Genomic DNA, 16,652 nt, shown 5'->3' with positions numbered 1-16,652 from the left:
ACTAACCGACCCGCGTCACGGCCGCACGGCCACACGGCCGCACGGCGACACGGCTGCTCGGCGACACGGCTGCTCGGCGACACGGCTGCTCGACGCAGCCGCACGGTGACACGACCACACGGCGACAGGACCGCTCGGCGCCGCCGTCCGGCACCGCGATCGTTCGACTCGGCAGCCCGGTACCGCGAGCGCCCGGTGCCGTGACGTGTCGGGCGTCCGTCCGGCTACTCGACGCCGATGAGGAGCAGTGCTCCCTGCCGGCCGCCCCGGTAGACGACCGTGTCGACGGCGAGATAGGTCTCCCGTACGCGCGTCTCCAGGTGTGCCGCCACGGACTCGGGCGCCTCGTCGCCGAGGACGAGGGTGACCAGCTCGCCGCCCGCCTGGAGCATGCGGTCCAGCACGGTCTCCGCGGTGGCGAGGACGTCGGACCCGATCACGGCGACGTCGCCGTCGATGAGGCCGAGGACGTCCCCGGCCTGGCAGATGCCGGCCATGGTCCAGGACTGGCGTTCGGCGACGAGGAGCTCGGCGTAGCGGGTGGCGCCGGCCGCCGAGGTCATGGCGACGACGTCCTCGTCGAAGCGCCGGTCGGGTTCGTGCACGGCGAGCGCGGCGATGCCCTGGACCGCGGAGCGGGTCGGGATCAGGGCCACCCGGATGCCCTCCGTACGGGCCTGTTCGGCCGCCGCGGCGGCGGTGTGGCGCAGGTCGGCGTCGTTGGGCAGCAGGACCACCTCGCGCGCGTGGGCCCGGCGTACGGCGGCGACGAGTTCACCGCTCGCGGGCGGCTCCCCGGGGCGCGCGAGCACGGTGGTGGCGCCCGCCTCCGTGTACAGCCCGGCCAGGCCCTCGCCGGGCACGACCGCCACGACGGCGCGCTGGACCCGCTCCCGGGGCGGCCGTCCGCCGCCCCGGGTGTGCACGTCGCCCGCGCCGAAGTGGGTGATCCGGATCCGGTGCGGCCGTCCGGCCTCGACGCCCGCCTCGACGGCGGCACCCGCGTCGTCGACGTGCACATGGACGTTCCACAGCCCGTCGCCGCCGACCACGACGAGCGAGTCACCGAGGGCGTCGAGCCGCGTCCGCAGCCGCGTCACGGCCGCGTCCTCGGCCTCCAGCAGGTAGATCACCTCGAAGGCGGGGCCGCCCTCCTCCACAGCCGCGGGCCCGTCCCCACAGGCCTCGACGTCATCGTCGGCGTCGACGGCACGGATGTCGTCGGCGTCGTCGCCCACGCGGCCGGCGGCGCCCGTGCCGGCAGGAACGGCGTCGCCCCGGAGGTCACCGCTCTCCCCCGTGAGCGTCTCGACCAGCGCCCCGAGCACCGTCACCAGCCCCCGGCCCCCGGCGTCGACCACTCCGGCCCGCTTCAGCACCGCCAGCTGGGCCGGGGTCGCGGCCAGGGCCGCGCGCGCCCCCTGATAGGCCGCCCGCGCGACCGCCCCGCAGTCCCCCTCGGCGCCCTCGGCCGCGTCCGCCGCGGCGGAGGCGACCGACAGGACCGTGCCCTCCACGGGGTGGGCCACGGCCTGGCGGGCGGAGTCGGCCGCGTGCCGCAGGGCGAGCCGCAGTCCCCGACCGTCGGTGTGAGCGACCTCACCGTCGTCGGCGAACACCTGCGCCATGCCCCGCAGCAGCTGCGCGAGGATCGTCCCGGAGTTGCCCCGCGCCCCGATGAGAGCCCCGTGCGCCATCGCGCGCGCGGCGTCCGCGAGAGAGGGAGACAGCGGGGGGAGGGCGGGGGAGGAACCGGGGAAGGCTTCCGCGCCGGATCCGGCCTCGTGCCCCGCGAACGCCGCCTCGACGGCCGCGAAGGCCGACTCCAGCGTCAGATACAGGTTCGTGCCGGTGTCGCCGTCCGCGACGGGATAGACGTTGATCGCGTCGATCTCCTCGCGCGCCCGGCCCAGCGCCTGCAACGCGAGACCGCACCAGGTACGTACCGCGAGAGCATCGAAGAATGTCTGCGGCACCTGCGGCACCTGCGCCTCCTTGAGCTGCTGGACTGGGAGGCAGCGTAGACCCAGGTGGGGTGTGCGCCGGAAGAGGGCGTGGGCGAGGGCCCCGACCAGCCATGGTAGTTTCGTTGTACTGGCGCAGTCGTTGTATGCTGCTCCGGTTGCCCGATACACATCGGGCTCTCCCCCTGGCACCGCCACTCAGATCCTCTGGTCCTGATCCCGGCATGCCGGGATCAACCGTAAGTGCATCTGAAGTCTTTGGAGTGACCCGTGGCTGCCAACTGCGACGTCTGCGGCAAGGGGCCGGGCTTCGGCAATAACATCTCGCACTCGCACCGCCGTACGCCGCGCCGCTGGAACCCGAACATCCAGCGCGTCCGTACCGTGGTCGGCGGGACGCCGAAGCGCGTGAACGCTTGCACCTCGTGCATCAAGGCCGGCAAGGTCTCGCGCTGACGCACAGCTAAGCGCGCGGCCACTGCTGGTTCGCTGTAAAAAGCCGGTCCACCCTCGGGTGGATCGGCTTTTTGCCTTGCCCGCGGCGACGGACAGCGAGCGGGACGGCTACCCCTCGGCCCGGGGGCGGAAGGCCCAGCCGTGGTCCACGGGCCCGATGCCGCCGCCCAGCGCGAACCCGGCCGCGAGCGCCCCGGTGACGTACTCCTTGGCTGCGGACACCGCCTCCGGCACGGACCGCCCCCGCGCCAGGTGCGACGCGATCGCGGAGGCGAGGGTGCAGCCGGTGCCGTGCGTGTGCCGGTTGTCGTGGCGGGGGGCGCGCAGCCAGTGCTCCTCGGCGCCGTCGGTGAGCAGGTCGACCGCCTCTCCGGAGAGATGCCCGCCCTTGATCACCACCCATCGCGGCCCGTACGCCAGGACGGCCGCCGCGGCCTCCCGCATCCCGGTCTCCGACGCGACATGAACGCCGGTGAGTTGTGCCACCTCGTCGAGGTTCGGGGTGGCGACCGTCGCGAGCGGCAGCAGTTTCGTGCGTACGGAGTCCAGCGCGGCGGACGCCAGCAGCGGGTCACCGTGCTTGGAGACGCTCACCGGATCCACCACGACCGGCGCGTCCGTGGAGGTGAGCAACTCGGCCACCGTCTCGACGAGTTCGGCGGAGGCCAGCATCCCGGTCTTCACCGCCTGGACGCCGATGTCGTCGACGACGCTGCGGTACTGGGCCCGCACCGCCTCCGCCGGCAGCTCCCAAGCGCCCTGGACACCCAGAGAGTTCTGCGCGGTGACCGCGGTGATCACGCTCATGCCGTGCACACCGAGCGCGAGCATCGTCTTCAGGTCGGCCTGGACGCCCGCGCCGCCGCCGGAGTCGGAGCCCGCGACCGTCAGCACCCTCGGTGGCGCGCTCATGACTCGATGTCCCCGAAGTGGTCCCAGCCGCCCTTGCTGGTCCAGGGCGCCCCGTCGACCGTCACCTGGGGCAGCGCCGACGGGTTGAGCACCTCGCCGATCACCTTCCAGCGGGCGGGCAGCTTGGTGTCCGGCGGGAAGGCCGCCACGATCGCGTGGTCCTCTCCCCCGGTCAGCACCCACTGCATCGGGTCCACGCCGACGGCCTGACCGATGTCGTTCATCTGGGACGGGATGTCGATGGCCCCGGAGCGGATGTCGATCCGGACCTTGCTGGCCTCCGCGATATGACCGAGGTCGGCGATGAGCCCGTCGCTCACGTCGCACATGGCGGTCGCGCCCAGCCCGGCGGCGGCCGGCCCCGCGTGGTAGGGCGGCTCGGGGCGGCGGTGGGCCTCGACGAAGGCGCGCGGGGAGCGGAAGCCGCGGGAGAGCACCGCGTACCCGGCGGCGGACCAGCCCAGCCAGCCGGTGACCGCGATGATGTCCCCGGGCTGCGCGCCTCCCCGGGTCACGGGTTCCTGGTTGCGCAGATCGCCGAGCGCGGTGATGGACACCATGATCGTGTCCCCGCGCACCACGTCGCCGCCGACCACGGAGGCGCCGGCGACCTGGCACTCGTCGCGCAGTCCGTCCATCAGTTCGGTCGGCCAGGCCACCGGGAGTTCGGCGGGCACCACCAGCCCGAGCAGCAGCGCCGTCGGCACCGCGCCCATGGCGGCGATGTCGGCGAGGTTCTGCGCGGCGGCCTTGCGGCCCACGTCGTAGGCCGTGGACCAGTCGCGGCGGAAGTGCCGTCCCTCGAGCAGGATGTCGGTGCTCGCCACGACCCTGCGGTCGGGGGCGGCGACCACGGCGGCGTCGTCGCCGGGGCCGACCCGGACCGCCGGGGTGGTGGTGAGACGGGAGGTGAGCTCCCTGATGAGCCCGAACTCCCCGAGCTCACCAACAGTGCCCTTCATTACCCTTGCTCCCCTTCTGTCCCTGTCCATACCCGGTCGCGCGTCACCAGTGTCCTCGATACGGTCGAGGTGACCGTCAACTTCTGTCGTGCCTGCACCCCGGCGCGCAAGCCACGCTCTCCGCAGGTCTCCCCGCGGCGAGCGGCGACGCGATACCGTGGCGTTCCTTTTCCCCACATGATCCTCGTGGCCGCCCTGGAGGTTCCGTGGTACAGGCGTACATCCTGATCCAGACGGAGGTCGGCAAAGCGTCGACCGTCGCCGAGACGATCAGCAAGATTCCTGGGGTGATCCAGGCCGAGGACGTGACAGGACCGTATGACGTCATCGTGCGCGCACAGGCCGACACCGTCGACGACCTCGGTCGCATGGTGGTCGCCAAGGTCCAGCAGGTGGACGGCATCACCCGTACCCTGACCTGCCCGGTGGTCCATCTGTAGCCCCCGTCTACCCTTGGCCGGTGAACTTCTCCCGTCACCGGCTCCGCACTGTTCTCGGGCCGCCCGCGCTCGTCCTGCTTGCCGCTGCCGCGGGCTGCTCCTCCGCAGACGACAGCGCGTCGGCGGCGGTTCCCGCCGCCGACGCGAAGGTCTCGAAGCTGTGCCGGGACCTGGACGAGGCGCTGCCGTCGAAGGTGGACGGTCTCGGCCGACGAGATCCCGAGCCCGCCTCCGCGCTGACCGCGGGCTGGGGGAACCCGGCGATCATACTGCGCTGCGGTGTCCCCCGGCCCGGGAAGATGAGCGATCCGGAGGCCGACGGGGTCGAGGTCGACGGGGTCGGGTGGCTGCTGGAGAAGCGCGGCGACGGTTCGTTCCGCTTCACCACGACACTGCGCAGGGCCTACGTCGAGGTGGCGATTCCGGCGCGGCGCACCGGTGACGGCATGGCGCCGTTGGTCGACCTGGCGCCCGCCGTCAAGAAGGCGATCCCGGAGGGGATCGCCGACTAGGCCGTTCTCCGGGGGAATCGCCGGCCTGGCGCTTCCCCCGCCGCTCCGCCCCGGTGCGGGTCAGCGCAGTCCGGTGGACCTGCGCAGGGCCGCCTGGACCAGCAGGTCCACCAGCTCGGGATAGCCGATCCCGCTCGCCTGCCACATCTGCGGGTACATCGAGATCGGCGTGAAGCCCGGCATCGTGTTGATCTCGTTGATCACGAACTCCCCGTCCTCGGTGAGGAAGAAGTCCGCCCGCACCAGGCCCTCGCAAGAGGCCGCCTCGAAGGCGTCGACGGCGAGCCGCCGTACCTCCGCGGTCTCCTCGGAGGTCAGCGGGGCCGGCACGAGGCCCGGCGTCGAGTCGATGTACTTCGCGTCGAAGTCGTAGTACGCGTGCGCGTCCGGCGGCGGGATCTCGGCCGGGACGGAGGCCCGGGGACCGTCCTCGAACTCCAGGACGCCGCACTCGATCTCCCGGCCGCGCAGCGCGGCCTCGACGAGGATCTTCGGGTCGTGCCGCTGGGCCTCGGCGATGGCCTCGTCGAGCCCTGAGAGGTCGTCGACCTTGGTGATGCCGATCGACGAGCCCGCGCGCGCGGGCTTCACGAACAGCGGCCAGCCGTGCTCGCCCGCGAAGTCGACGATCTTCTTGCGGGCGGCCGACTCGTCCTGCCGCCACTCGCGCGGCCGGATCACCACGTACGGGCCCACCTTCAGCCCGAACGAGGTGAACACCCGCTTCATGTACTCCTTGTCCTGGCCGACGGCCGAGGCGAGCACGCCCGCGCCGACGTACGGGACACCGGAGAGCTCCAGAAGGCCCTGGAGGGTGCCGTCCTCGCCGTACGGGCCGTGCAGCACCGGGAAGACGACGTCGACCTCGCCGAGGGCCTTGGGCACCGAACCGGGCTCGCTGTAGACGACCTCGCGGTTGGCCGGGTCGACGGGGAGCACCACGCCGCCCTCGCTCGACTCGGCGAGCTCGTCGACGCTCGGCGTACGGCGGTCGGTGATCGCCATGCGGTCCGGTTCGTCGGCGGTCAGGGCCCAACGGCCGTCCCGGGTGATGCCGATCGGCAGGACCTCGTACTTGGTCCGGTCGATCGCCCGCAGTACGGCGCCCGCGGTGACCACGGAGATCCCGTGTTCGGAGCTGCGTCCGCCGAACACGACGGCCACACGCGGCTTACGGGACGGCTGCTCGGGGCTCTGGGGGAGGTTCTCGCTGCTCATATCGCGTTGAGAGTACCCGGTGGTAGGGCCCTGAGTCAGCGTCGGCGGGGCGGGTTCGCTCAGCGTCGCTCGGGCTTCGCGCTGCGCGACATCAGCTCCTTGAGAGCGACCACCGGAGGCTTGCCCTCGTGCACGATCCCGACCACCGTCTCGGTGATGGGCATGTCGACACCGTGCCTGCGGGCCAGATCCAGCACGGACTCGCAGGACTTGACGCCCTCGGCGGTCTGCTTGGTGACCGCGATGGTCTCCTGGAGGGTCATGCCCCTGCCGAGGTTGGTGCCGAAGGTGTGGTTGCGCGACAGCGGAGAGGAGCAGGTCGCCACCAGGTCGCCCAGACCGGCGAGTCCGGAGAAGGTCAGCGGGTCGGCGCCCATGGCCAGGCCGAGCCGGGTGGTCTCGGCGAGACCCCGGGTGATCAGGGAGCCCTTGGCGTTGTCGCCGAGGCCCATGCCGTCCGCGATGCCGACGGCCAGGCCGATGACGTTCTTGACCGCGCCGCCGAGCTCGCAGCCCACCACGTCCGTGTTGGTGTAGGGGCGGAAGTAGGGCGTGTGGCAGGCGGCCTGGAGGCGCTGGGCGACGACCTCGTCGGTGCAGGCGACCACGGCCGCGGCCGGCCTGCGGGAGGCGATCTCGCGCGCCAGGTTGGGGCCGGTGACCACGGCGACCCGTTCGGGGCCGACCTTCGCGACGTCCTCGACGACCTCGGTCATCCGCATCGTCGTACCGAGTTCGACGCCCTTCATGAGGGAGACGAGGACCGTGCCGCGGGCCAGCAGGGGCGTCCACTCGGCGAGGTTGGCGCGCAGGCTCTGCGAGGGGATCGAGAGGACCGTGAAGTCGGCGCCGGCGGCGGCCTCGGCCGGGTCGGTGGTGGCCCGCAGGTTCTCCGGGAGTTCGATGCCCGGGAAGTAGCCGGGATTCGTCCGGGTGGAGTTGATCGCTTCCGCGACCTCCGCGCGGCGCGCCCAGAGGGTCACCTCGCAGCCCGCGTCGGCGAGCACCATACCGAAGGCGGTGCCCCACGAACCGGCGCTGAAGACCGCCGCCTTGACCGGCTTGATCACTTGCTCTGCCCCTCTTCCTGCCTGGCCTTCTCCTGCGTGTCCACCTGGCCGCGCGGCCGGGGCGGCGACTGCGGCTCCCCCAGCGTCTGCGCCTGGGTGCGGCGCCGCTGCTCGATCCGTTCCTGGCGCGGGTCGTACGGCGTCTCGGGCGCCCGCTCGCCGCGGATCTCCTCCAGCAGGCGGGTGACGGCGGCCATGATGACCTCGGTCGCCTCCTTCAGGAGTTCCGGGGTCATCTCCTTGCCGTAGAAGCGGGAGAGGTCCACGGGCGGGCCCGCGAGCACGTGGTGGGTCTTGCGCGGGAAGATGTCGGGCTTCTTCGCGTACGGCGGCAGCAGCGCGTTGGCGCCCCACTGGGCGACCGGGATCACCGGACACCTGGTCTGCAGCGCCACGCGCGCGGCACCCGTCTTGCCGGTCATGGGCCAGCCGTCCGGGTCGCGGGTGAGGGTGCCCTCGGGGTAGAAGGCGACGCACTCGCCGCGCTCGACGGCGTCGATCGCGGCCCGGAAGGCGCTCAGCGCGTCGGTGCTCTCGCGATAGACGGGGATCTGTCCGGTACCGCGCATCGCGGCGCCGACGAATCCCTTCCGGAAAAGGCCGCTCTTCGCGAGGAATCGCGGAACCCGTCCGGTGTTGTACTGATAGTGCGCGTATGCGACGGGATCGACATGCGAATTGTGATTCACCACGGTGATGAATCCACCATCGGCCGGAATGTGCTCCATTCCACGCCAGTCCCGCTTGAGCAGCGCCACCAACGGCGGTTTGCAGAGCACCGCGGCGAAGCGATACCAGAAGCCGATTCTGCGGCGGGGCACGCGGACACCTTCCTCTAGGGCTTCCTCCAGGGCTGGGGGCCGCACAAGTGTCGCCCCGGGCCGCCGGTCTGTCGAGAACACCGTACGCCCCGCCACCCCGGCGACCGGATGGACCGGGTGACAATGACCGCTATACGAGAGGGGCGGAACGCTTGTGCAGTGGACCTTGGTCATCCCCCTGAAGTCCTTGGCCCGGGCCAAGAGCAGGCTGTCGGACACCGCTGCCGACGGGCTGCGGCCGGGCCTCGCCCTCGCCTTCGCCCAGGACACCGTGGCCGCCGCGCTGGCCAGCCCGGCGGTCGGCGATGTGGCGGTAGTCACGGACGACGACCTGGCCGGACGCGAGCTGGCGGCGCTGGGCGCCCGCATCGTCTCCGACGAGCCGGGCGGCGGCCTCAACGCCGCTCTGGCGCACGCGGCGGCCGTGGTGCGCGCCGCGTGCCCCGCCCGCCCCGTGGCGGCCCTGAACGCCGACCTGCCGGCACTGCGTCCGCTGGAATTGGCCCGCGTCCTGGAAGCGGCCGCGGAATTCCCGCGCGCTTTTCTCGCCGATGCGGCCGCAATCGGGACGACACTGCTGACCGCCGCACCGGACCGGGAATTGCTCCCGGCATTCGGACACGATTCCCGGGCCCGTCATCGCGCGTCCGGCGCGCGGGAAATCGGTCTCGATGCGGTGGATTCCGTACGGCAGGACGTGGACACCGGCGCGGACCTGCGCGCGGCGCTGGCGCTCGGGGTGGGGCCCCGGACGGCCGCTGTCGCCGCGCGGCTGCTGATCCCCGGGCAGTAGGCTGCGGCCATGCAGGCGACCGCATACACGTACGACCCCGAGACCCGCAGCGGGCAGGTGCTGCTGGACGACGGCACGCCCGTGCCCTTCGACGCGCCGGCGTTCGACGCGGGCGGGCTGCGGCTGTTGCGTCCGGGACAGCGGGTGCGGGTGGAGACCGAGGGCGACGGGGACGCCCGGCGGATCACCCTGGTCACCCTGCACACCTTCTGAGCGGCGCCTCTACCGACCGCTCCGGCGCGGACTCGCTTCCCCGACCAAGCCCGGCGTCGATCCCACGCGCCCGAGGCTCGTCACGAACGCCGTGCGCCGACGCTCCTGACAACGCCGCGGGCCGGACTCCGAGAGGGAGTCCGGCCCGGCGCGTGAGTGCCCTGTGCCTGCCCTACTTGCGAGCCGTGGCCTTCTTGGCGGTGGTCTTGCGAGCCGTGGACTTCTTGGCGGGGGCCGCCTTGGTGGTGGCCTTCTTCGCCGGGGCCTTCTTCGCCGTCGCCTTCTTGGCCGTGGCGGTCTTCTTCGCCGCGGAGGTCTTGGCGGCCGCGGTGGTCTTGGCCGTGGTCTTCTTCGCCGCGGTGGTCTTCTTGACGGCGGCCGTGGTCTTCTTGGCGGTCGTCTTCTTCGCCGTGGTCTTCTTCGCGGCGGCGGCCTTGGTGGTGGCCTTCTTCGCGGCGGCCTTCTTCACCGTGGCGGAAGCGGCGCCGGTCAGGCTGCCCTTGGGCGCCTTCTTGACGGCGACCTCGCCACCGCGCGGAAGCTTCTTCGAGCCGCTGACCAGGTCCTTGAAGCCCTGACCCGCGCGGAACCGCGGCACGGACGTCTTCTTGACCCGAACCCGCTCTCCGGTCTGGGGGTTACGGGCGTAGCGGGCCGGGCGGTCGACCTTCTCGAACGAACCGAACCCGGTGACCGAAACCCGGTCGCCTCCGACAACCGCGCGGACGATGGCGTCCAGGACCGCGTCGACAGCCTCGGCGGCCTGCTGGCGGCCGCCCATCTTGTCGGCAATCGCTTCTACGAGCTGCGCCTTGTTCACGTCTTCCCCTTCGGAGACATTGCCAGAACGAAAGTGTTCAAGCCTTTTTCGCACGTTAGGCAGATATATACCGCAAATCAAACACGAAACGGGCTAATCACCCTTGTGCCGCAACGAACTCGGCTGTCCCGGACGTGTTCAGCGTTCCTCTTCGGGGATTCGGCCCTCGTCGAGGTCCTCCATGAACCGCTCCAGTCGCCTTGTCGCAGCGGCGAGATCGTGCTTGGCCACGGCCGTAATGACCAGCAGCTTCCGGGTCAGCGCCATCCGTACGCCCTCCGGGACTTGCAGTGAGCGCACCCTTGCGTGCGCTTCCTTGAGCTGGTTCGCGACCGCCGTATAGAGCTGGAGTTGGCCGTCGTGTCCCATGCACAGATTGTGCCATCTGGGGCGAGTTGTCGCCTGCGCAGGGTGTAACTGCCGCCGTAGACGGCTGTTCGGACACCGGCGCGGCACCCGGCGACCACCGTCGCCTACCCCACCAACGACCTGCGTAACGTGGGAAGTTGAGGCGCCCGGCGCGGCCTCTCAGGGCCGTTCGGGTGCAGACATGGCTGTACCCCCAATCGTGGCGATCGGGGGTACAGGTGGGGTGTTGCGGTGGCCGAAACTCGACCTGTTCGGGCCGCTGGGTCAGACCTGGAGCGTGCTCGGCTTGTACGACGGGCGCTTGGTCTCGTACGCGGCGATGTCGGCCTCGTTCTGGAGGGTGATGGAGATGTCGTCCAGCCCGTTCAGCAGCCGCCAGCGGGAGTTCTCGTCCAGCTCGAAGGAGGCGGTGACGCCCTCGGCGCGCACCTCGCGGGCCTCCAGGTCGACCGTGATCTCGGCCTGCGGGTCACGCTCGGTGAGTTCCTGGAGCGCTTCCACGATCTTCTGCTCCAGCACCACCGTGAGCAGGCCGTTCTTGAGCGAGTTGCCCCGGAAGATGTCGGCGTAGCGGGAGGAGATGACGGCTTTGAAGCCGTAGTTCTGCAGTGCCCAGACGGCGTGCTCACGGGAGGAGCCGGTGCCGAAGTCGGGGCCCGCGACCAGCACCGTCGCGCCCTGTCGCTCGGGCTGGTTGAGGATGAAGGACGGGTCCTTGCGCCAGGCCTCGAACAGCCCGTCCTCGAAACCGTCCCGCGTCACCTTCTTGAGCCAGTGAGCAGGGATGATCTGGTCCGTGTCGACGTTGCTGCGGCGCAGCGGGACGGCCCGGCCGGTGTGCGTGGTGAATGCTTCCATGGCTCTCAGACTCCAGCGGGCGTACGGGTGTCGGTGTCGGACAGGTCGGCGGGGGACGCCAGGTGGCCCAGGACCGCCGTAGCGGCCGCGACCTGCGGTGACACCAGGTGCGTACGGCCGCCCTTGCCCTGTCGGCCCTCGAAGTTGCGGTTGGAGGTGGACGCGGAGCGCTCACCGGGGGCCAGCTGGTCGGGGTTCATGCCCAGACACATGGAGCAGCCCGCGTGCCGCCACTCGGCGCCGGCCTCCTTGAAGACGACGTCCAGACCCTCGGAGACGGCCTGGAGACCGACCCGCGCGGAACCCGGGACGACCAGCATCCGTACGCCGTCGGCGACTTTGCGGCCCTCGACGATGGCCGCGGCGGCGCGCAGGTCCTCGATGCGGCCGTTGGTGCAGGAGCCTACGAAGACGGTGTCCACCGTGATGGAGCGCAGCGGCTGACCGGCCTCCAACCCCATGTATTCCAGGGCCTTTTCGGCGGCGAGGCGCTCCGAAGCGTCTTCGTACGAAGCCGGGTCGGGGACGTCCGACGAAAGCGGCGCGCCCTGCCCGGGGTTGGTGCCCCAGGTGACGAACGGCGCGAGCGCGGCGGCGTCGATGACGACCTCCGCGTCGAATTCCGCGTCCGCGTCCGACTTCAGGGTCTTCCAGTACGCGACGGCCGCGTCCCAGTCCGCGCCCGCGGGGGCGTGGGCGCGGCCCTCGAGGTAGGCGAAGGTGGTCTCGTCGGGGGCGATCATGCCCGCGCGGGCGCCGGCCTCGATCGACATGTTGCAGATGGTCATCCGGGCCTCCATCGAAAGCTTCTCGATGGCCGAGCCGCGGTATTCCAGGATGTAGCCCTGGCCGCCGCCGGTACCGATCCTGGCGATGATCGCGAGGATCAGGTCCTTGGCGGTGACACCGTCGGGCAGCTCGCCGTCGACCGTGATGGCCATGGTCTTCGGGCGGGCCAGCGGCAGCGTCTGGGTGGCCAGCACGTGCTCCACCTGGGAGGTGCCGATACCGAACGCCAGCGCGCCGAAGGCGCCGTGCGTGGAGGTGTGCGAGTCGCCGCAGACGACGGTCGTGCCGGGCTGGGTCAGCCCCAGCTGCGGGCCGACGACGTGCACGACGCCCTGCTCGATGTCGCCCAGCGGGTGCAGCCGGACACCGAAGTCGGCGCAGTTCTTGCGCAGCGTCTCCAGCTGGGCGCGCGAGACCGGGTCGGCGATGGGCTTGTCGATGTCGAGGGTCGGGGTGTTGTGATCCTCGGTCGCGATGGTGAGGTCGAGGCGCCGCACCGGGCGGCCCGCCTGACGGAGGCCGTCGAAGGCCTGCGGGCTGGTCACCTCGTGCAGCAGGTGCAGATCGATGAAGAGGAGGTCGGGCTCGCCCTCGGCGCGCCGGACGACGTGGTCGTCCCAGACCTTCTCCGCGAGTGTCCTACCCATCGCTTTCCCTCCGGCCGGTGCACAGGTGCGCCGGCCCAACTAGAGATCTTGAGTTGGCGGTGCCCGCGCCCCGTGTCCGGACGTCCGCCTCCGGGCCCGTCGGTCTGCGGGCCGTCGTGTCTTCAAGAGTGGCGCGTTCCAGGGAAAATTGAACTTGCGTTTCACAGAGTGAGACGCAAGTATCGTTTCATGGACAACAGTAGCGGCGTCGGCGTTCTGGACAAGGCAGCCCTTGTCCTGAGCGCTCTGGAGTCCGGACCGGCCACCCTCGCGGGACTGGTGGCGGCCACCGGACTGGCACGACCCACGGCTCACCGACTGGCCGTGGCCCTGGAACACCACCGCATGGTGGCCCGTGACATGCAAGGCCGGTTCATCCTCGGACCGCGCCTGTCCGAGCTGGCCGCGGCCGCCGGCGAGGACCGCCTGCTGGCGACGGCGGGCCCGGTGCTCACCCACCTCCGTGACGTCACGGGCGAGAGCGCTCAGCTCTACCGTCGCCAGGGGGACATGCGTATCTGCGTCGCCGCCGCGGAACGCCTGTCCGGACTGCGGGACACGGTCCCGGTCGGTTCCACGCTCACGATGAAGGCCGGTTCCTCGGCGCAGATCCTCATGGCCTGGGAGGAGCCGGAGCGTCTGCACCGCGGTCTCCAGGGCGCTCGCTTCACGGCCACGGCGCTGTCCGGCGTGCGCCGCCGGGGCTGGGCCCAGTCCATCGGCGAGCGGGAGCCGGGCGTCGCGTCCGTCTCCGCCCCCGTGCGCGGCCCGTCCAATCGCGTGGTGGCCGCCGTGTCCGTCTCGGGCCCCATCGAGCGCCTGACCCGCCACCCGGGCCGTATGCACGCCCAGGCCGTGATCGACGCGGCCGGCCGCCTCTCCGAGGCCCTGCGCCGCACCGGCTGACCACCACCGCCGGGACACCACCGGGATCTTCGGGAACGGGCCCGCCTCAACGCCGCGGCGGGCCCACCCCCGGAACGGTCCCCGGAACGCGCCTGCCGGAGCGTCCCCCACCGGGTCCCGGAACACCGCGCGCACCGCGCGGCCCTCACGCCGAGGCCGACGACACCCCTTCCGCAGCCTCCCCGCCCGCCCGGTGGGCGAACCGGTCCTTCGCCCGCCGTCCCCGCCGCTCCACCGGCACCTGCCCGTGCGCGGCCGCGAGTCCGAACGCCGGCATGTCCGCGTAGATCGACTCGTACGACCCCTCGGGCACGACGTACGTCTCGTGCCACAGGCCCACATGCCCGCGGACCTTCCCCGCCTTCTCCTTGCGGTTGATGATCGCCCAGGCCCGGTGGTGGAACATGTCGGGTGACGACGCGTAGGCGTAGAGCTTCTCCTTGGACTCCCAGTACTGGACGACGTAGTACGTCCGCGGGGAGGCCGTCAGCAGGACATGGCCGAGGAGTCCGCGCTCGGGGGCGCGCCCCAGCTCGCGCAGCATGCGCGGCATGGCCAGGAACACCGGGACCCAGTGGTGCGCGGCCCAGAAGTGGTTGATCCGCATGCCGATCAGCAGGACGACCACGTCCCCCTCGGCGTCGGCGGTCGTGCGGCCTGCGATGACGGGCTTGCCGAACATGACGCTCCCCCTCGCTGTCTGGTTGGCGAGCGGCACTATCCGAGCGCCGCATGTTTGGATAGTGCCGGTATCCGATGGAGGGTGCAAGGGATGCGGCTGGCCGAGCTGAGCAAGCGCAGTGGGGTGTCCACCGCGACGATCAAGTACTACCTGCGCGAGGGCCTGTTGGCGCCGGGCCGCCAGATCAACGCGACCACGGCCGAGTACGACGAGGATCATCTGCGTCGGCTGCGGCTGGTGCGGGCGCTGATCCAGGTGGGCCGGGTGCCGGTGGCGACCGCCCGGGAGGTGCTCGCCCATGTCGACGACGACTCCCTGGGCCGCACGATCCGGCTGGGCGCGGCCCTGTGGGCGCTGCCGCAGGTGCCCGAGCCGGACGATGACGACGAAGAGGTGCGGGCGGCCCGCCATGAGGTGGACCGGGCGCTGGAGCGGCTCGGCTGGACGAACGCCCAGGCCCTGAGCAGCATCTCCCCCGCGCACCGCTCCCTGGTGGTGGCGGTGGCCACGCTGCGCCGGCTCGGTTACGCCTGGGACGCCGAACTGATGCTGCCGTACGCCCAGTTGATGCATCAGGCGGCCGCGCGCGACCTGGACTTCGTGGAGAGCCACCACTCGGAGGCGGAGAAGGTGGAGACAGCGGTCGCGGCGGCGATCCTCTCCGAGCCCGTCCTGCGGGCCCTGCACCGGCTGGCACAGGAGGAGGAGTCGGCGCGGCGGTACGGCTTCGCGTAGGCACCGGGCCCGGACACACCGATGGGCCCCCACCGTGGTGGAGGCCCATCGGACTCGTGAACTCGTACCCCCGACCGGATTCGAACCGGCGCTACTGCCGTGAGAGGGCAGCGTGCTAGGCCGCTACACAACGGGGGCATGGATCTAACGTTTCCGCAGATCCCAGCTGGTCTACCTGGACTCGAACCAAGACTAACTGAACCAGAATCAGCCGTGCTGCCAATTACACCATAGACCAATGTGGTTTAGACCAGTTCGTACCCCCGACCGGATTCGAACCGGCGCTACCGCCTTGAGAGGGCGGCGTGCTAGGCCGCTACACAACGGGGGCCCTAGCGATCCCGACAGATCAGGATCAGTACCCCCGACCGGATTCGAACCGGCGCTACTGCCGTGAGAGGGCAGCGTGCTAGGCCGCTACACAACGGGGGCTTTGCAGATGAGCTCTGCGAGCTGGCCTACCTGGACTCGAACCAAGACTAACTGAACCAGAATCAGTCGTGCTGCCAATTACACCATAGGCCACTGGAACGCAATCCCCTGAAGGGATCTTGTTCTAGTTCGCTCCCCCGGTTTCCGGCCTTTCGGCCCGCTCCCCGGCGGCGCAGGAAGAACATTACCTGAAGGTGGACGGGGCTCCAAAACGGGTATCCGCGCCGAGGAGCGCCGGGAGTTCGGCGAGGGAGCCGATCCGGTGCGGTCCGCCGTGCGCGTCGTCCCCGGTGTACGCGCCGTGACGGTCGATCCACACCGACAGCAGGCCGGCCTCGGCGGCGCCCCGTCCGTCGATCTCCGGATGGTCCCCGACGTACGCCACCTGCCCGGGGGCGAGTTCCAGCGCCTCGCAGGCCGCGTGGAAGGCGCCCGCCTCCGGCTTGGAGACGCCGAGCTCCACCGCGCACAGGACGCTCTCGAAGCGGTCGCGCACGCCGAGCACGCGCAGCTTGCGCTCCTGCACGGTGAGGCTGGAGTTGGAGAGCACGGCGTGCCGGTGGCTGGCGGCGAGCACGTCCAGGACCGGCAGCACGTCCGGGAAGAGGGCCCAGACGGTCTCGTAGTGCCCGATGTACCGCTCGAACCAGCGGTCGGCCTCGGCGTCGCTGAGCTCCGCGTCCAGGAAGACCCGGACGCGGTCCCGGCGCTGCCCCTGGAAGGTCGTCTCCCCCGCCGAGAACCGGGCCCACTGCCGGTCGGTGACCTCACGCCACCGCGCCAGGGCGAGCTCCGGGGTGGCGTAGCCCGCGAGCAGGCCCTCGGCGGCCAGATGCGCGCGCATGCCCTCGCGGTCCGCGGTCGTGTAGTCGAAAAGGGTGTCGTCCACGTCCCAGACGACGGCTCTGATCACCATGAGGACGACGGTACCGCCGGAGCGCGCCCCGGTCCGGCGGTTGTCCCCGGAACATCGCGGTATTGGCGGTGATCGGGGTGATCGCGGCGGTCGGGTGCCACGACGAAGGGGCGGCACCCGGGCTCCCGGGTGCCGCC

Annotated in this window: 19 protein-coding genes and 5 tRNA genes; 7 read left to right on the top strand and 17 right to left on the bottom strand. The window is 71.2% G+C overall.

Annotated elements, in window-relative coordinates; translation table 11 throughout:
* Window positions 1-224 precede the first annotated feature (224 nt).
* On the bottom strand, window positions 225-1,985 hold the full coding sequence (locus tag ACWCQK_RS25000; protein WP_451158424.1) for a DAK2 domain-containing protein: 1,761 nt from the start codon (window positions 1,983-1,985) through the stop codon (window positions 225-227).
* 249 nt (window positions 1,986-2,234) lie between these two features.
* On the opposite strand from ACWCQK_RS25000, the gene rpmB reads away from it, so the two are divergent.
* Window positions 2,235-2,420, top strand: a complete 186-nt coding sequence (rpmB, locus tag ACWCQK_RS24995) for a 50S ribosomal protein L28 (RefSeq protein WP_004924906.1) — start codon at window positions 2,235-2,237, stop codon at window positions 2,418-2,420.
* A 108-nt stretch (window positions 2,421-2,528) separates the two neighbouring features.
* Here rpmB and thiD read toward each other — a convergent pair whose 3' ends face one another.
* Both thiD and ACWCQK_RS24985 read right to left on the bottom strand, forming a co-directional pair.
* A complete protein-coding gene (thiD, locus tag ACWCQK_RS24990; protein WP_451158422.1) occupies window positions 2,529-3,332 on the bottom strand; it encodes a bifunctional hydroxymethylpyrimidine kinase/phosphomethylpyrimidine kinase in 804 nt (267 codons plus the stop codon).
* Window positions 3,329-4,294: a thiamine-phosphate kinase gene (locus ACWCQK_RS24985; RefSeq protein WP_451158420.1), complete on the bottom strand. Its 966-nt coding sequence runs from the start codon at window positions 4,292-4,294 to the stop codon at window positions 3,329-3,331. The genes thiD and ACWCQK_RS24985 overlap by 4 nt, the downstream gene beginning before the upstream one ends.
* A gap of 206 nt (window positions 4,295-4,500) precedes the next feature.
* Between ACWCQK_RS24985 and ACWCQK_RS24980 the strand changes: the two genes are divergently transcribed.
* Both ACWCQK_RS24980 and ACWCQK_RS24975 read left to right on the top strand, forming a co-directional pair.
* The gene (locus ACWCQK_RS24980) at window positions 4,501-4,734 is read left to right on the top strand and encodes an Lrp/AsnC family transcriptional regulator (RefSeq protein WP_003997603.1); all 234 of its coding nucleotides are present in this window, start codon (window positions 4,501-4,503) and stop codon (window positions 4,732-4,734) included.
* A gap of 20 nt (window positions 4,735-4,754) precedes the next feature.
* A complete protein-coding gene (locus ACWCQK_RS24975; protein WP_451158418.1) occupies window positions 4,755-5,246 on the top strand; it encodes a DUF3515 domain-containing protein in 492 nt (163 codons plus the stop codon).
* A 60-nt stretch (window positions 5,247-5,306) separates the two neighbouring features.
* Here ACWCQK_RS24975 and ACWCQK_RS24970 read toward each other — a convergent pair whose 3' ends face one another.
* The 3 genes from ACWCQK_RS24970 to ACWCQK_RS24960 are packed head-to-tail and all read right to left on the bottom strand — an operon-like array spanning window position 5,307 to window position 8,355.
* Window positions 5,307-6,464 carry a D-alanine--D-alanine ligase family protein gene (locus tag ACWCQK_RS24970; protein WP_451158416.1) on the bottom strand — a complete coding sequence of 386 codons (1,158 nt, stop codon included), beginning with the start codon at window positions 6,462-6,464 and terminating at the stop codon, window positions 5,307-5,309.
* A gap of 59 nt (window positions 6,465-6,523) precedes the next feature.
* Window positions 6,524-7,534 (bottom strand): NAD(P)H-dependent glycerol-3-phosphate dehydrogenase, encoded by a 1,011-nt coding sequence (locus tag ACWCQK_RS24965; protein WP_451158414.1) that lies wholly within the window; start codon window positions 7,532-7,534, stop codon window positions 6,524-6,526.
* Window positions 7,531-8,355 carry a lysophospholipid acyltransferase family protein gene (locus ACWCQK_RS24960; RefSeq protein ID WP_451158412.1) on the bottom strand — a complete coding sequence of 275 codons (825 nt, stop codon included), beginning with the start codon at window positions 8,353-8,355 and terminating at the stop codon, window positions 7,531-7,533. The genes ACWCQK_RS24965 and ACWCQK_RS24960 overlap by 4 nt, the downstream gene beginning before the upstream one ends.
* Before the next feature lie 154 nt (window positions 8,356-8,509).
* Here ACWCQK_RS24960 and cofC point away from each other — a divergent pair, with 154 nt between their 5' ends.
* Both cofC and ACWCQK_RS24950 read left to right on the top strand, forming a co-directional pair.
* Entirely contained in the window at window positions 8,510-9,148 is a 639-nt protein-coding gene (gene cofC, locus ACWCQK_RS24955; protein WP_451158410.1) for a 2-phospho-L-lactate guanylyltransferase, read from the top strand.
* Window positions 9,149-9,157: 9 nt separating this feature from the next.
* On the top strand, window positions 9,158-9,361 hold the full coding sequence (locus tag ACWCQK_RS24950; protein ID WP_451158408.1) for a hypothetical protein: 204 nt from the start codon (window positions 9,158-9,160) through the stop codon (window positions 9,359-9,361).
* Window positions 9,362-9,533: 172 nt separating this feature from the next.
* Here the strand turns inward: ACWCQK_RS24950 and ACWCQK_RS24945 are convergent, their stop codons facing one another.
* The 4 genes from ACWCQK_RS24945 to leuC form a co-directional block, all read right to left on the bottom strand.
* Complete coding sequence (locus tag ACWCQK_RS24945) at window positions 9,534-10,181, bottom strand: HU family DNA-binding protein (RefSeq protein WP_451158406.1); 648 nt, start codon at window positions 10,179-10,181, stop codon at window positions 9,534-9,536.
* A gap of 138 nt (window positions 10,182-10,319) precedes the next feature.
* Entirely contained in the window at window positions 10,320-10,550 is a 231-nt protein-coding gene (locus ACWCQK_RS24940) for an SCO5555 family protein (protein ID WP_451158404.1), read from the bottom strand.
* Between the two features lie 264 nt (window positions 10,551-10,814).
* On the bottom strand, window positions 10,815-11,408 hold the full coding sequence (gene leuD / locus ACWCQK_RS24935) for a 3-isopropylmalate dehydratase small subunit (RefSeq protein WP_451158402.1): 594 nt from the start codon (window positions 11,406-11,408) through the stop codon (window positions 10,815-10,817).
* 5 nt (window positions 11,409-11,413) lie between these two features.
* A complete protein-coding gene (gene leuC, locus ACWCQK_RS24930) occupies window positions 11,414-12,844 on the bottom strand; it encodes a 3-isopropylmalate dehydratase large subunit (RefSeq protein ID WP_451158400.1) in 1,431 nt (476 codons plus the stop codon).
* Between the two features lie 189 nt (window positions 12,845-13,033).
* Here leuC and ndgR point away from each other — a divergent pair, with 189 nt between their 5' ends.
* On the top strand, window positions 13,034-13,750 hold the full coding sequence (gene ndgR / locus ACWCQK_RS24925) for an IclR family transcriptional regulator NdgR (protein ID WP_135330737.1): 717 nt from the start codon (window positions 13,034-13,036) through the stop codon (window positions 13,748-13,750).
* 145 nt (window positions 13,751-13,895) lie between these two features.
* On the opposite strand, the gene ACWCQK_RS24920 is transcribed toward ndgR, so the two are convergent.
* Window positions 13,896-14,432 (bottom strand): DUF4188 domain-containing protein, encoded by a 537-nt coding sequence (locus tag ACWCQK_RS24920; protein WP_451158398.1) that lies wholly within the window; start codon window positions 14,430-14,432, stop codon window positions 13,896-13,898.
* A gap of 90 nt (window positions 14,433-14,522) precedes the next feature.
* Between ACWCQK_RS24920 and ACWCQK_RS24915 the strand changes: the two genes are divergently transcribed.
* Entirely contained in the window at window positions 14,523-15,167 is a 645-nt protein-coding gene (locus tag ACWCQK_RS24915; RefSeq protein ID WP_451158396.1) for a MerR family transcriptional regulator, read from the top strand.
* Between the two features lie 65 nt (window positions 15,168-15,232).
* Here ACWCQK_RS24915 and ACWCQK_RS24910 read toward each other — a convergent pair.
* The 6 genes from ACWCQK_RS24910 to ACWCQK_RS24885 all read right to left on the bottom strand — a co-directional run bounded on the left by ACWCQK_RS24910 (window position 15,233) and on the right by ACWCQK_RS24885 (window position 16,515).
* Window positions 15,233-15,305: transfer RNA gene (locus ACWCQK_RS24910), tRNA-Glu, on the bottom strand.
* A gap of 28 nt (window positions 15,306-15,333) precedes the next feature.
* Window positions 15,334-15,405, bottom strand: a tRNA-Gln gene (locus ACWCQK_RS24905).
* A 20-nt stretch (window positions 15,406-15,425) separates the two neighbouring features.
* Window positions 15,426-15,498: transfer RNA gene (locus ACWCQK_RS24900), tRNA-Glu, on the bottom strand.
* Between the two features lie 28 nt (window positions 15,499-15,526).
* Window positions 15,527-15,599: transfer RNA gene (locus tag ACWCQK_RS24895), tRNA-Glu, on the bottom strand.
* 21 nt (window positions 15,600-15,620) lie between these two features.
* Window positions 15,621-15,692, bottom strand: a tRNA-Gln gene (locus ACWCQK_RS24890).
* A gap of 91 nt (window positions 15,693-15,783) precedes the next feature.
* On the bottom strand, window positions 15,784-16,515 hold the full coding sequence (locus tag ACWCQK_RS24885; protein WP_451158394.1) for an HAD family hydrolase: 732 nt from the start codon (window positions 16,513-16,515) through the stop codon (window positions 15,784-15,786).
* Window positions 16,516-16,652 lie beyond the last annotated feature (137 nt).

It is taken from the genome of Streptomyces sp. NPDC002306, assembly GCF_053593435.1.
Note: the sequence above shows the minus strand (reverse complement) of the source record. Positions and strands in the feature narration are given on the sequence as shown.

Excerpts from the sequence above, each read along its gene's own strand:
- thiD (WP_451158422.1), bottom strand. The coding sequence starts at position 3,332 with ATGAGCGCGCCACCGAGGGTGCTGACGGTCGCGGGCTCCGACTCCGGC.
- ACWCQK_RS24885 (WP_451158394.1), bottom strand. The coding sequence starts at position 16,515 with ATGGTGATCAGAGCCGTCGTCTGGGACGTGGACGACACCCTTTTCGAC.
- ACWCQK_RS24920 (WP_451158398.1), bottom strand. The coding sequence starts at position 14,432 with ATGTTCGGCAAGCCCGTCATCGCAGGCCGCACGACCGCCGACGCCGAG.
- ndgR (WP_135330737.1), top strand. The coding sequence starts at position 13,034 with ATGGACAACAGTAGCGGCGTCGGCGTTCTGGACAAGGCAGCCCTTGTC.
- ACWCQK_RS24985 (WP_451158420.1), bottom strand. The coding sequence starts at position 4,294 with ATGAAGGGCACTGTTGGTGAGCTCGGGGAGTTCGGGCTCATCAGGGAG.
- leuD (WP_451158402.1), bottom strand. The coding sequence starts at position 11,408 with ATGGAAGCATTCACCACGCACACCGGCCGGGCCGTCCCGCTGCGCCGC.
- ACWCQK_RS24950 (WP_451158408.1), top strand. The coding sequence starts at position 9,158 with ATGCAGGCGACCGCATACACGTACGACCCCGAGACCCGCAGCGGGCAG.
- ACWCQK_RS24970 (WP_451158416.1), bottom strand. The coding sequence starts at position 6,464 with ATGAGCAGCGAGAACCTCCCCCAGAGCCCCGAGCAGCCGTCCCGTAAG.
- leuC (WP_451158400.1), bottom strand. The coding sequence starts at position 12,844 with ATGGGTAGGACACTCGCGGAGAAGGTCTGGGACGACCACGTCGTCCGG.
- ACWCQK_RS24915 (WP_451158396.1), top strand. The coding sequence starts at position 14,523 with ATGCGGCTGGCCGAGCTGAGCAAGCGCAGTGGGGTGTCCACCGCGACG.
- ACWCQK_RS24940 (WP_451158404.1), bottom strand. The coding sequence starts at position 10,550 with ATGGGACACGACGGCCAACTCCAGCTCTATACGGCGGTCGCGAACCAG.